Raw genomic sequence first — 12,806 nt, 5'->3', positions numbered from 1 at the left:
ATTTTTACCGGCTTGCAAAATTTTTATTAATTAAATTAATCAGTTCATCGCCAAAGGTGTTTGGGTTCAGCATATTTTGTACGCCAAGAACAAACTTGCCTTCACCGGGTTCCATTTCACCGGATAAATGCTTCGATGAAACAATAATATCGGTGGTCGCCAGCTTAGATTTATAATCAGATACGGCACATGAATCCATGACACAGGGAATGCCTTTTTTCTCCAGATAGTTGCCAATTTTCATCTTCATCATCATAGATGAGCCTTGCCCGTTACCGCACACAGTAAGAATACTGACAGGACGAGCCCCATCACTTTCCGCAACAGCCAGCTCAACGGCGGCAACGACTTCTGGTTCTTCAGAAACGCTCACTAAACCTTCAGCGTCTTCTTCGGCACGCAATTTTTTGGATGCAAAAAACATGTATATAGCGGAAAAAGCCAAAATGATGTAGAAGAACCATTGTGAGGCAGACAATCCCTGCATAATTGGCGGAAATAATAGTGCCCAGTCCGCCATTCCCATCCATCCGTTAAATTCTGTACCATGTTGGGCGAACAGGTGAATGGCCCATGCAGAACCGGTTACTTCAATAATTCCCATAACAAAACAGATTTTCATTACCGCTCTCCAGCCACCGAAATGGTTTGCAAAGACACCAATCGTCGCATTAGAGAAAAACATCGGAATAAACCCGGGAATGATCATGATCGGAGAATTAAAAGCAAGCAGGGCACCCACTGCAGTAAACTGGCCTAAGGCCCCCCACATAAAGCCGAACACCATAGCATTAGGTGAAAAGGCATAAATAGCAGCACAATCAATTGCCAGAACAGCATTTGGAATCACTCGTTCAGAGATACCTTTAAACGCTTCCGATAATTCAGCAACAAACATACGCACACCGGCGACAATCACCTGGATAGCCACCGCAAATTTCAAACCCGTTTCCAGAATATAAATTGCCCAGTTTGTTTTCCCTGCCATTTCCTGAAGGTGATCTAAACCGAACGATAATAGAATGATTCCGAAAAATACTGTCATAACAATTGCAGTAGCAGCAATGCTATCGTGGAAAATATGAAGCCATTTAGGAAGATTTAAATGATCAACGCTCTCATTCCGATCCCCTAGTTTTGGCGCTACTTTGGTTGCAATCCATGAGGCAACCTGTTGCTGATGACCAATAGAAAAACCGGCTCCCCCCGTTACTTCTTCTGTGGGTTTAAACATAATATTGGAAGAAATCCCCCAATAAAGTGCCATCAGAACGGCTGAATAAATAATGGTTTCCCACATTCCTGCGCCAAGTACATAATAAAATACCGCAACAAGCCCGGCTTGTTGGAACATAATATGTCCGGTCAACATAATGGTCCGAATCCCGGTATAGCGTCGGAAAAGAACAAGCAAAATGTTGATCGCCAATGCCAGCAAGACAGAGTATCCAACCCATGAATACTTATCCCCCAGAGTCTCCATCGTTGCCATCATAGTGGTATAAGGATCAATGACTGATCCCGTCAGACCATGATACTCAGAAAGTTTTTCAATAACCGGCTTAAACCCGGAAACCAGTGTTCCGGCCCCAACCTGAACTAGCATAAACCCCACAATCGTTTTAATCGTTCCTCTTAAAATTGTGGTTTTGTCACGCCGCAATAACCAGTAACCAATCAGGGTGACCAACCCAAGCAGCAATGGTGCTTTTGTCATTACCTGACTGTAGAAGATATAAAATACATGATAGAGAAACTCCATAACCGACCCCTTGTATTTATAATATGTTGGACAAAGTACAACTTGTTTTTTTAATCATTGCACTCAACTCTTTTGCTCACGCCAACAACAATAACAATCAAAATAAATCATACAATGATCATTTTTGATTATTTTGAGCTTGATCTATAATTCACTCATAAAAGGACGTTTTTTGTACACCAGATCACACACAATATATCAGACTCAAATAAAACTCTTTTATTTCATATATTTAATATATTTATATTTATTATTTTATGTAAGTATTTGACATAATAACCTATGATTAATAGAATCATAATAAATCAAATACAATCACAAGTGGTCATTTTATGAATGATAAAGGTGATAAGATGAATGAAGTACAGAGACACAGTGGGATCCTCTCTCTTCTGGATGAGATGAAAACGATTAATGTGGCTAACATCATTGATAAATTCAACGTATCTCCTGCTACAGCCCGAAGAGATATCGCCAAACTGGATGAATTGGGTAAATTAAAAAAAATTCGCAATGGCGCTGAGCGGTTGGAAGGGCAAAAGAAAAACTGGACACCTCTTAATATTGCAAATACTGATAATTACCATGAAAAATCGGCTATCGCGACAAAAGCCTCAGAGTTATGCCAGCTCGGTGATAGTGTCGTCATTAACTGTGGATCTACTGCATTTATGTTAGGTCAAAAGCTGGCCGGACAAGATATTCAAATATTAACCAATTACTTCCCGCTAGCCAGCTATTTAATTAATTGTGATCATGAAAACGTCATCATCATAGGCGGTCAGTATAACAAAGCACAACACATATTCCTCAATCCTGCTCCGGATGCACTAAGTGGCTATGCAGGTGACTGGATGTTCACTAGTGGCAAGGGGCTGACCGAAAATGGGCTCTATAAACGGGATATGCTTACAGCGGTTGCTGAACAACAAATGCTTGAGCAGGTTGGGAAATTGGTCGTTGTCGTTGACAGCTCTAAGGTCGGTCAGAAAACAGGAATGTTGTTCTGCCCGGCTTCCAAGATAGATATTGTAATAACGGGGAAAAATGCCGATCCTGAGGTTGTAAAAGCATTGCAGACTCAAGGAACCGAAGTATTGCTCGTCTGACCTAATTATTCAATAACACTTAACATCAAAACCGGATTACACGTTTTAAGGCCAGTCGCTTTAAGCGCCGGCTCTTTGCACCCTAAATTTTATAAGAATCTGAAGCAAAAGGTATTATTATGAATCACATCAATGAAATCACTCGCGAATCATGGATTTTAAACACGTTCCCTGAATGGGGAAACTGGCTGAACGAAGAAATTCAAAGTACTATTGTCGAACCAAACACATTTTCTATGTGGTGGCTGGGATGTACCGGCATTTGGCTGAAAAGTGCCGGTAACACGAATATTAGTATCGATTTCTGGTGTGGTGCAGGTAAAAAAACCCACAGCAACCCTCTAATGAAAAAGCAGCATCAAATGATGCGAATGGGAGGAGTACGCGAACTTCAGCCCAATCTCAGAACGTCACCATTTGTACTTGACCCATTTGGCATTAAAGACATTGATGCCGTTCTGGCAACACATGACCATGCCGATCATATAGACATTAATGTTGCAGCCGCCGTTTTACAAAATTGTGGAGATCATGTGAAATTTATTGGTCCTCAGGCATGCGTTAATCTATGGAAAAGTTGGGGAGTACCAGAAGAGCGTTGCATCGTAGCCAAAGTCGGGGATGTGATTAACGTCGGGGATATGAATATCCGGGTTTTAGACTCCTTCGACCGGACCGCTCTCGTTACCCTTCCTGAGGGAACCTCTTCTTATGATAAAGAAATCCTTGATGGTATGGACCAGCGCGCCGTTAATTATTTAATTGAAACCTCCGGTGGCTCTGTGTATCACTCTGGTGATTCCCACTATTCTAACTATTACGCCAAACATGGTAATGACTACAACATTGATGTCGCCCTGCTTTCTTTCGGTGAAAATCCCAGAGGCGTGACAGACAAAATGACGGCATCTGATATTTGCCGGGCCGGTGAATCTCTGGACTGTCAGATTGTTATTCCATTCCACCATGATATATGGTCCAACTTCCAGGCCGATACCCGGGAAATTGAAGTTCTATGGAATATGAAAAAGAATCGCCTCGAATATCAATTCGCTCCGTTCTTCTGGCAGGTTGGCGGTAAATATACTTTCCCAACGGATAAAGACCGCATGCATTATCAACATTTCCGCGGTTTTAGAGACGTATTTACCGACGAACCAGAACTGCCATACAAAGCGTTCTTATAATTAACGCTCTTGATTGCATCTTCAACAAAATCAGCCCACACGTAACGGTGTGGGTTTTTTAATTAATGCGGTAGCTGTGTTTACAAAGAGTTATTTCTGTTCTTACTTAGTATATTGCTTCTTAAATGCTACGACCCTATTCGGCACGAAACGTCCGGACAAAAGGTGTACCGGCCGGATCAACCTGAACCTGAGCTTTCACGTTATAAATATCTTCAATTAATTCTGCATTGAGCACGGCTTCCGGAGCGCCGGAAGCGGCTAACTGCCCATTTTTCAGCACCAATAGGTTGTCTGCATACTGAGCAGCAAGATTCAAATCATGAAGAACCATAATGGAAATATAGTTTTTCTCTTTTGTCTTGCTGCGCAAATGCTCCAGAAGCACATGCTGATGATGCAAATCCAGAGCACTGACAGGTTCATCAAGCATCATAATTGTCGGGTTACGCATCAGTGCCTGAGCAAACAGAACCATCTGACACTGGCCACCACTTAATGTCCGGATATCCCGGTTGGCTAGATGAGATATCCCCATATCATTTAAGATGACCAGCACTTCTTTCAGCATGTCGTCATCAACCCGCAGACTAAGGCTATCCAGCCTTCCCAGCAAAACAACTTCAATCACCGTCAGGCTGATATCAAAATGAATATCCTGAGGCATATAACCAAACCGGCTACGCCAGAATGTCAGTGATTTTTTACTCAGGGTCGTGCTTTCATAACGAATATCACCACTATCTAATGGGATATCACCAAACAAACTTTTCAGTAATGTGCTTTTCCCGGTACCATTCGGTCCCAGAATTGCCGTTATCTGCCCGGGACGAAGCGTAAAACTCAGACCATCCGCCAGTTTCAGGGAACCGATGCAAACATGGATATTTTCCGCAATTAACATCACATTCCCCGCTTAGCAATAATTAGCCAAAAGAAAAAAGGTACGCCAATAATAGCCGTTACAATTCCTATCGGAAATAAAGCACCGGGAATGATCGTCTTAGACAAAACCGACGCAGCAGAAAGTAAAAAGGCACCAATCAGAAAAGAAAGGGGTAAAAAGAAACGCTGATCTTCTCCGACAAGCATTTTGGCAATATTTGGCGCCACAATACCAATAAATCCGATAATACCGACAAAACTGGTCACTGTGGCGGTCATCATTGCCACAATAAATAGGGTTTTTACCCTCAGCTTCGTTACATTGACACCCACACTTTTCGCCCGCTCTTCTCCCATTCGTAGGGCTGTTAGCTGCCAGGCATCCTTCATTAATAAAATAAAACCGATAATAATAACAACGGCAGTAATTGCCATACTAACCCAGGTGGCTTTCGATAAACTGCCAAACAGCCAGAACAAAATCTGCTGACTTAACTCCGGTGATGAAACAAACTGCACCAGTGATAACAGAGACTGAAACAAAAACAAAAGCGCTATCCCTGCCAGTATTAACTGACCGGAACCGATATGACGCATTGAAGCCAGGGCAAACAGAAAACAAGCCGAAAGCATACAGCAGATAAACGCCCCTAGCGGTACGGCATAAAGACTGTTCATACCCAATGAACCAACATATAACATAATTGCTGCACCGAAACCGGCGGCGGCAGCCATACCCAGAGTATAAGGACTCGCCATCGGGTTATTTAGTAATGTCTGCATTTCTGCACCACCAATCCCGAGAGCCCCCCCGACAAAAATCGCCATCAAAGCAATCGGCAGACGCAGATTAATCACAATCACCTGAGTTGACGGATCAACCTGATACGGTAATCCCGTAAACTCAAGCAATGCATTGATAACCCGGGAGGCATCAAGCATAGACGGTCCTGTCATTATATCCAGCACAAAAGACGTCAGAAGAAGGACAACAAACACTGCAATCATTACTGTCCGTTTACGTTCATTTTTTCTTTGCTGTTCAACTGCCTGTAAAAACATCGTTGATTGCATTTTGTTACCTGAATCTGTTTTCCTACAATATGTTCAATCCTCACAAACGGCATAAATGACTTATTTACCACGTCCAGAGTATCAAAATTTCTGGCTGGTATTATATACAAATAATAATAATTTGCATTTCTTTTATCATTAAATATTATAACGGGTCTGATAGATGCAAAACTTCAGTCTCACAAATAACATTAAAAACAAAAGGAAGTCATTCATGTTAAAACAGCTCTTAGGTATTGCTGTCCTAATGTTTAGCTCGGTTACCTATTCAAAAGTCACGACCGTCACCGATATTCTGGGCAGAAACGTCACTTTTGATGCTCCGGCCAAACGGGTCGTTGTTGGATTTTATCCGGAAGATTATATGGCCATCGGAACAGAAACTGCCTATGACCATGTGGTCGGTATGTCCAAAACTATCTGGAAAGCCCGAACGAAAAACTGGGACTTATATGTCAAACACCGCCCTTCGCTGAAAGACATTCCGGACACAGGAAGCGTAGATACCAATACCTTTTCCGTTGAAAAAGTTATCAGTATGAACCCGGATGTCGTGATGCTGGCAGACTGGCAATATAAAGCACTGACATCAGAAATAAAACGTCTGGAACAGGCCGGAATTGCTGTCATCGTCGTTGATTACAACGCCCAGACAGTCGAAAAACATGTTAAGAGCACTCAAATTATTGGTGTCATTACCGGACAGGAAGAACGCGCAGCGAAAATTGCCGGTGAATATCAGCAAAATGCAGACAGAATCAGTCAAAGACTGGCAAAAGCCAACTTGCCGAAACCCAAAATCTACACAGAATACGGAGCTGCAGGTGTCAGTGAAAAAGGCTTCACTTTCGGTAAAAATATGTGGGGTGCCATTGCGACCATGGCCGGCGGTAACAACATTGCCGACCCATATGTAGAGTGGTGGGGAAAACTGAACCCTGAAATGATCATTGCCGCCAACCCGGACGTCATTGTTATTACAGGTTACGAATCGGGCAGTGCCGATGATGCCATGCTGATGGGACAGGATATCGATGAAAACCTGGCCAAACAACGCCTGGCCGGATTCATGAAGCGTACTGGTTGGTCATCCATCAATGCAGTAAAAAATCAGCGTATATACGGTGCTTACCATGGAGCCTGCCGTACCATCCTTGACGGGGCCATGCTCCAGTTTTACGCCAAAGCAATGTATCCGGAATTATTCAAAGATTTGGAACCGGAAAAAGCATATTTAGAATTTTATCAGAAGTACCTTCCAGTTGTTCCTGAAGGCACCTTCACAACAAAACTTTAATCAAATTAAAGTGATGGCTGACACATATCCGCCATCACTTTGCCCGTTGCTCACTTTAGTGATAAGTCACTATCTGCGGTATTTTCTTCTGAGACCGGGCTATCTGCCAACGCCTGTTGCTGCTCCAGTCTCGCCCGCTCAGCTTTAGAAATATAGCGAGGTTTATTACTCTTGTGTAATTTCGCATTTTTCTTTTTCAGCTTTTTCTTCAGTGTCTCGTTAATTTTCTTTTTTCTGTTCACGTATGGCGTACTCACTGTGTTGATCAGCGATGGATTCTACCGTTGATTCACGGACAGATCCATTCATCAATCTGAGACTTAAAATAATCATTGTCAACTTTTACTCTCCAATCTTTTTCAGAAACCGAGATTATCATCCAGATAAAAAACAATTATCATACCGCCTTTATAAAAGGAGAATCTGATGCAGTATGACTGGGTACTTTTTGATGCCGATGAAACTTTATTCCACTTTGGTTCATACACCGGAATCAAACTAATGCTGGAACGAAAAGGAGTCGAACTGACAGATGACTCTTTCCGGGACTATGAAAAGGTAAACAAGCCTCTTTGGGTTCATTATCAAAATGGCGATATAACCGCTTCTGAGCTGAAAACCCGCCGCTTTAAAATCTGGGCAGAACAACTCAATACCACCCCTCAGGAATTAAACTATTCCTATATGCAGGCAATGGGCGACATTTGCACATTACTACCCGGAGCCAGAGAACTGATTGAAAAGCTGAGTCAGAAAGTCAAACTGGGAATCATTACCAATGGTTTCTCCGACTTACAGTCCATCCGTTTAGAACAAACCGGGTTAGCGCCTTATTTTGAACACGTAATCATTTCAGAAGAAATCGGTATCGCCAAACCTGACCGCAGGATCTTTGAACATGCTTTAACCCTGATGGGAAATCCAGATAAAAGCCGGGTATTGATGGTCGGTGATAATCCTCATTCAGATATTCTCGGCGGACTAAATACCGGCATTGATACCTGTTGGCTGAATACAGAAAAAGTACCGTCACCAGATGGAGTAAACGCACACATGGAGGTCAGTTCCCTGGACGAGCTGCATCAATATTTACTGGCATAGCGGACCAAAAACGGGAATCGGTAACATTAACGGGAATGAACCTTCGCAAAACTCATCCCGTTAGCGTGATTTGACAGTGTATTCGTTTTTAAAATACAACCAGATTCAAAAACAAAAAGACGAACATACTGATAACTGTTGTCAGTAACACATTCCGCGTTTTCCATGCCAACAATGCCGCTAACAGAGCAGACAGGAGATATGGGTTATCCGGCGTAATCCAAAACCCTTTCCCCTCCGGCATAAAAACAATCGGAGCCCAGATAGCGGTCAGAACTGCCGGACTTGAATATTTCAGAAAGCGCTGAAACTCAGGATGAATCTTTAATGGCAAACCGGGCTCTAAAAACAGATAACGGCTTAAAAACACCAAGGCTGTCATCGCAAAAATCGATAAAAGGATCATTCTTTTCTGCCTCCCAGCTTCTCAGCACAATATCCGGCCGACATCCCTCCTAAACCAGAGATCATAAGCGCACCTTCAGTACCGAAAAAATTAAGGGTAACAGACAAGCCAAGTGAAACAAGAACGGCCATCACAACAGGAAAGCTAACCACATGCGGAATGACCAAAGCAATGAAAGTTGCTGCTACTGCGAAATCTAAGCCCAACCCATTTAAATCCGGGATATAACTTCCCCCCACGATGCCAACAAACGTCGCCAGATTCCAGACGAGATAAAAACTCAGTCCGGCCCCTAACGCATACCAGCGATTAAACTGTTTCTCAGACTGCTGACCACAAATGGCAAAAAGCTCATCCGTTAGTAAAAAACCTAAACACAACCGCCATTTCAAGGGTAACGGACTGATTTTCTGTCTCATAGTAACGCTATAAAGCAGGTGCCGGGATGTAATAAAAAATGTCGCCAGCAACATGGAAATCAGCCCGGCACCGGCTTTAAACATACCGGTAGCAACAAGCTGAGCAGAACCGGCAAATAAAACGGCCGACATGGCCTGACTTTCCAGAGGGTTCAATCCGGCATCAATGGCAAAAGATCCGGCCAGTAATCCCCACGGGAGCACGGCTATACTCAAAGGCATTATTGCCAAAGCCCCCTGAGCAAATAATTTTGCCTGCCCCGTCATTTCAGGATTATCTATAAATTCAGTATCCATTATTTATCTTAACGCTTTACCTGTTGATTTAATGTTTTCATTTCGCCACAAAGACCGGACCAATACTTGTACAAAATTGTCCTGTATCGCAAAAAAGAATGTAGCATTAAGAGAGCGATTGAGTAAATTGTTTCGGTGTAATACCCATAGCCCGTTTAAAATGCCGGTGAAAGTGACTCTGATCATGGAAACCGGCTTCCTGTGCGGCATCGGAAATAACGTACCCGGCCCGAAGCAGTTTTTTTGCATACCGGAGACGACTTTGAATCTGATAAGCATGAGGAGGAAGGCCGAATTCTTTCTGAAATGCCCGAACCAGATAATAAGGACTGAAACCAGCCAGTGATGCCAGCTCTTCCAGAGAAACATCAGCCTGAGGAAAATCATCGAGGAATGTCTTTACGATTAAAACCTGTTTCTGGCCTTTTTTCTTTATCTCATAATCCTGACGACTCCGGCTATGGCGCGCCATCAGTTTGACTAACGCACCATAGATCAACGTTTCCCTCAGCAAGCGGTTATCTGAATTTTCAAGAGTTGAAAAAACCAGCCGTAACTGCTGAGCCACCAGCGGGTCATGCACTACCGGTTCAGGAAAATAAGGAACTGAAGAATGAGCACCAATTCCCTGGGTCACTGCCGAAAACTGCTCAGGAAGTGGATATATTGCTTTGTATTCCCAGCCACCTTCGGTTGCTGAATGTCCGGTATGAACCTCATCAGCATTGACCAATATAATATGATCTTTTGGTGCTAAATGATTCCCTCCGGAACGATAGAACGACTGCGCACCTTTCTCTATCACACCAATGGTGTAACCTTCATGGCTGTGACGAGAGAAATTCTGCCGCTTATATTTTGCGTGCAGCATTTCCAGCCCACCCAACTCAGCAGCGATGGTAAAACTTGCATCTTCTTTGAATTTCTTTGTTCGTTTTGGCATTGGTTACTCTCTTTCCCTGAAATGCCAGTCTACCCCATTTGCTCCGGTTAGTTTTGTACAAAATTGCTTTTTACTTTCACTTGAAAAACAGAAAGTGAGTCAGTAAAACACTTCTCACCTATTTGGTCTCTTGCAAAATTTTATGACGCCGTTGGACAACAATATGTTCTAACGTTTTTTTAAAAGAATCTGACAGATGAAACCAAAGTTTGATGAATTACAGAATCATTTTATATACCCGGAAATAACGTCAATTACATCTTCTATGTCTGAAACCTGATGGCTGGCAATATAAAACTCAGGCGTCACCTTTTCAGGTATGGCGATTGTCGTCACTCCTGCTCTGACGGCAGCGGTTACCCCCGTTAGGCTATCTTCCAGTGCAAAGGCATTTTCGGGTTCAACCTTTAACTGATGACACACGTCCAGATAGATGTCTGGAGCAGGCTTTCCATTTTCTACGCTATCAGCACTTAATGTCAGTTCAAAAACATCGTTTAAGCCAAGTTTGTTCAGAACCGCTGATATAATAGGACGGCTTGAGGAAGTCGCAAGTGCTATCCGAAAACCGTGGTGTTGTAAAAAGCCGATGAGTTGATCAATTCCCTTTCGGGCTTCAGCATGTGTACGAATCAGTGCAGCCGTCATATTCAGAAGTTGCTCTGCGAAATGGCTTCGTGAGACATCTAAGTGAAAACGCACTATCCAGAATTCAGAGATATCGTCAATTCGTTTTCCCATTGTGTACCGAATACAGTCTTTTTCGGTAATGATAACGCCAAACCGACTTAACAAATCAATTTGCGCTCTGCGCCAATAAGGCTCCGAATCGAGTAAAACACCATCCATATCAAATACAAACAGCTCTTTTTTACCTGTCATAATCACAACCCGATGTTTTGCTTTAATCTCCTACCCAAAAGCGCATTTTATCGTATTTTCAGTGTAATAGCTTGAAATTACATAACACCTGTCGACCATATACCTGAAACAGGTCTACCCTACAATAAAAAACACGGAACTATAGCGCCCCGTGTTTTAAATAAGGTCAAGTCAGATTCTAAGCTAACGCACAATCAGTCCCAACAGAATACCAATCGTTCCGAAGTCGGAATCGCTAAAGGTCGTATTTGCCAAGCCCAGATCCCCCAGAACCGGTAACAGGAAAACTGGCAGGAAGGTAATCAACAGACCCTGAGCAAATGCACCTAAAATAGCCCCCCGGCGACCACCGGTTGCATTTCCAAACACGCCAGCTGCCGCACCAACAAAGAAATGCGGAACCACACCGGGAATAATAATTGTCATGTGAAGCATATAGAGCAAAAACATACCGATAACCCCAGCCACAAAACTGGACAGAAATCCAACCAGCACAGCATTAGGGGCGTATGGGAAAACAACCGGACAATCCAGTGCCGGTTTAGCATCAGGAACCAGTTTGTCTGAAATACCTTTGAAAGCTGGAACGATTTCGGCGATGATCATACGAACCCCCTGCAGGATAACGTATACGCCGCCCGCGAAGGTAATTGACTGCATGATCGCATACATAAACCACTGTTTACCGCCACTGACTTCACGAACATAATCCCCACCGGCAAACAAACACGTCACAATAAAAATGATCGCCATCGTAAAAGAGATGGCTACAGGCGTATCCCGCAAAAACAGTAAACTCTTGGGAACGTTCATGTCTTCGGTGGAATGTTCTTTATTACCGAATTTACTACCAATAAAACCGGCAAGTACGTAAGACAACGTAGAAAAGTGCCCGATAGCGACATCGTCCGAACCGGTTACCTGTTTCATGTACCGGTGAGCAATCGCAGGATAGAAGACCATCGTAACCCCAACCACAGCCGAACCCAAAGCGATGAGAGGAACACCTTTCATTCCGCTGGACGAAAGGATAACCGCCACCATCATCGACATAAACAGTGTGTGGTGACCGGTCAAAAAGATAAATTTCCAGGGAGTAAACCGGGCAATCACAATATTAATGACCATGGCAAAAAACATGATCATTGCCATTTCACGCCCAAAGCTTTTTTGTGCAATAGACACAATGGCTTCATTATTTGGAACAACACCACTAATGTGAAAGGCATGCTGAAATATTTGAGCAAACCCACCCAGAGATGTGATAACCAGTCCGGCACCCGCACCAAGAATAACAAACCCAAGGATGGTTTTTATTGTCCCCTTGATACATTCCGTAGCCGATTTTTTCTGTGCAATCAAACCAATCAGAGAAATAACCCCAACTAATACAGCAGGCTCAGAAAGCACATCGTTCATGAGAAATTTGAAAAATTCCATATGA

General features: G+C 43.1%; 13 protein-coding genes. 4 read left to right on the top strand and 9 right to left on the bottom strand.

Features of this window, described 5'->3' with window-relative positions; translation table 11 throughout:
* Positions 1–4: 4 nt before the first annotated feature.
* On the bottom strand, positions 5–1,762 hold the full coding sequence (locus tag LRQ06_RS11630) for a PTS ascorbate-specific subunit IIBC (protein ID WP_232766500.1): 1,758 nt from the start codon (positions 1,760–1,762) through the stop codon (positions 5–7).
* A gap of 353 nt (positions 1,763–2,115) precedes the next feature.
* Here LRQ06_RS11630 and ulaR point away from each other — a divergent pair, with 353 nt between their 5' ends.
* Together ulaR and ulaG are read left to right on the top strand one after the other, a co-directional pair.
* Complete coding sequence (gene ulaR / locus LRQ06_RS11625) at positions 2,116–2,871, top strand: HTH-type transcriptional regulator UlaR (RefSeq protein WP_232766499.1); 756 nt, start codon at positions 2,116–2,118, stop codon at positions 2,869–2,871.
* Positions 2,872–2,990: 119 nt separating this feature from the next.
* The gene (gene ulaG, locus LRQ06_RS11620) at positions 2,991–4,058 is read left to right on the top strand and encodes an L-ascorbate 6-phosphate lactonase (RefSeq protein ID WP_232766498.1); all 1,068 of its coding nucleotides are present in this window, start codon (positions 2,991–2,993) and stop codon (positions 4,056–4,058) included.
* A 136-nt stretch (positions 4,059–4,194) separates the two neighbouring features.
* On the opposite strand, the gene LRQ06_RS11615 is transcribed toward ulaG, so the two are convergent.
* Both LRQ06_RS11615 and LRQ06_RS11610 read right to left on the bottom strand, forming a co-directional pair.
* On the bottom strand, positions 4,195–4,962 hold the full coding sequence (locus LRQ06_RS11615; protein WP_232766496.1) for an ABC transporter ATP-binding protein: 768 nt from the start codon (positions 4,960–4,962) through the stop codon (positions 4,195–4,197).
* Positions 4,962–6,017 carry a FecCD family ABC transporter permease gene (locus LRQ06_RS11610; RefSeq protein WP_232766495.1) on the bottom strand — a complete coding sequence of 352 codons (1,056 nt, stop codon included), beginning with the start codon at positions 6,015–6,017 and terminating at the stop codon, positions 4,962–4,964. The genes LRQ06_RS11615 and LRQ06_RS11610 overlap by 1 nt, the downstream gene beginning before the upstream one ends.
* Before the next feature lie 214 nt (positions 6,018–6,231).
* Between LRQ06_RS11610 and LRQ06_RS11605 the strand changes: the two genes are divergently transcribed.
* Positions 6,232–7,314: an ABC transporter substrate-binding protein gene (locus LRQ06_RS11605; protein ID WP_232766494.1), complete on the top strand. Its 1,083-nt coding sequence runs from the start codon at positions 6,232–6,234 to the stop codon at positions 7,312–7,314.
* A 50-nt stretch (positions 7,315–7,364) separates the two neighbouring features.
* Here LRQ06_RS11605 and LRQ06_RS11600 read toward each other — a convergent pair whose 3' ends face one another.
* Positions 7,365–7,556, bottom strand: coding sequence for a DUF2986 domain-containing protein (locus LRQ06_RS11600; protein ID WP_232766492.1), 192 nt, complete (start codon positions 7,554–7,556; stop codon positions 7,365–7,367).
* A 184-nt stretch (positions 7,557–7,740) separates the two neighbouring features.
* On the opposite strand from LRQ06_RS11600, the gene yjjG reads away from it, so the two are divergent.
* Positions 7,741–8,415 carry a pyrimidine 5'-nucleotidase gene (gene yjjG / locus LRQ06_RS11595; protein WP_232766491.1) on the top strand — a complete coding sequence of 225 codons (675 nt, stop codon included), beginning with the start codon at positions 7,741–7,743 and terminating at the stop codon, positions 8,413–8,415.
* An 88-nt stretch (positions 8,416–8,503) separates the two neighbouring features.
* On the opposite strand, the gene LRQ06_RS11590 is transcribed toward yjjG, so the two are convergent.
* The 5 genes from LRQ06_RS11590 to ulaA form a co-directional block, all read right to left on the bottom strand.
* Positions 8,504–8,821: an AzlD domain-containing protein gene (locus LRQ06_RS11590; protein WP_232766490.1), complete on the bottom strand. Its 318-nt coding sequence runs from the start codon at positions 8,819–8,821 to the stop codon at positions 8,504–8,506.
* Positions 8,818–9,537, bottom strand: coding sequence for an AzlC family ABC transporter permease (locus LRQ06_RS11585; RefSeq protein WP_232766489.1), 720 nt, complete (start codon positions 9,535–9,537; stop codon positions 8,818–8,820). The genes LRQ06_RS11590 and LRQ06_RS11585 overlap by 4 nt, the downstream gene beginning before the upstream one ends.
* Before the next feature lie 106 nt (positions 9,538–9,643).
* Entirely contained in the window at positions 9,644–10,480 is an 837-nt protein-coding gene (locus tag LRQ06_RS11580) for an AraC family transcriptional regulator (RefSeq protein ID WP_232766487.1), read from the bottom strand.
* Between the two features lie 225 nt (positions 10,481–10,705).
* Positions 10,706–11,362 (bottom strand): HAD family hydrolase, encoded by a 657-nt coding sequence (locus LRQ06_RS11575; RefSeq protein ID WP_232766485.1) that lies wholly within the window; start codon positions 11,360–11,362, stop codon positions 10,706–10,708.
* 183 nt (positions 11,363–11,545) lie between these two features.
* A complete protein-coding gene (ulaA, locus tag LRQ06_RS11570; protein WP_232766484.1) occupies positions 11,546–12,802 on the bottom strand; it encodes a PTS ascorbate transporter subunit IIC in 1,257 nt (418 codons plus the stop codon).
* Positions 12,803–12,806 lie beyond the last annotated feature (4 nt).

It is taken from the genome of Vibrio salinus, assembly GCF_021272385.1.
GTDB classification, from domain to species: Bacteria; Pseudomonadota; Gammaproteobacteria; order Enterobacterales; family Vibrionaceae; genus Vibrio; species Vibrio salinus.
This window is presented reverse-complemented; position numbering and strand designations above follow the sequence as displayed.

Excerpts from the sequence above, each read along its gene's own strand:
- ulaG (WP_232766498.1), top strand. The coding sequence starts at position 2,991 with ATGAATCACATCAATGAAATCACTCGCGAATCATGGATTTTAAACACG.
- LRQ06_RS11615 (WP_232766496.1), bottom strand. The coding sequence starts at position 4,962 with ATGTTAATTGCGGAAAATATCCATGTTTGCATCGGTTCCCTGAAACTG.
- LRQ06_RS11610 (WP_232766495.1), bottom strand. The coding sequence starts at position 6,017 with ATGCAATCAACGATGTTTTTACAGGCAGTTGAACAGCAAAGAAAAAAT.
- LRQ06_RS11585 (WP_232766489.1), bottom strand. The coding sequence starts at position 9,537 with ATGGATACTGAATTTATAGATAATCCTGAAATGACGGGGCAGGCAAAA.
- ulaA (WP_232766484.1), bottom strand. The coding sequence starts at position 12,802 with ATGGAATTTTTCAAATTTCTCATGAACGATGTGCTTTCTGAGCCTGCT.
- LRQ06_RS11575 (WP_232766485.1), bottom strand. The coding sequence starts at position 11,362 with ATGACAGGTAAAAAAGAGCTGTTTGTATTTGATATGGATGGTGTTTTA.
- LRQ06_RS11605 (WP_232766494.1), top strand. The coding sequence starts at position 6,232 with ATGTTAAAACAGCTCTTAGGTATTGCTGTCCTAATGTTTAGCTCGGTT.
- LRQ06_RS11630 (WP_232766500.1), bottom strand. The coding sequence starts at position 1,762 with ATGGAGTTTCTCTATCATGTATTTTATATCTTCTACAGTCAGGTAATG.
- ulaR (WP_232766499.1), top strand. The coding sequence starts at position 2,116 with ATGAATGAAGTACAGAGACACAGTGGGATCCTCTCTCTTCTGGATGAG.
- LRQ06_RS11590 (WP_232766490.1), bottom strand. The coding sequence starts at position 8,821 with ATGATCCTTTTATCGATTTTTGCGATGACAGCCTTGGTGTTTTTAAGC.
- yjjG (WP_232766491.1), top strand. The coding sequence starts at position 7,741 with ATGCAGTATGACTGGGTACTTTTTGATGCCGATGAAACTTTATTCCAC.
- LRQ06_RS11580 (WP_232766487.1), bottom strand. The coding sequence starts at position 10,480 with ATGCCAAAACGAACAAAGAAATTCAAAGAAGATGCAAGTTTTACCATC.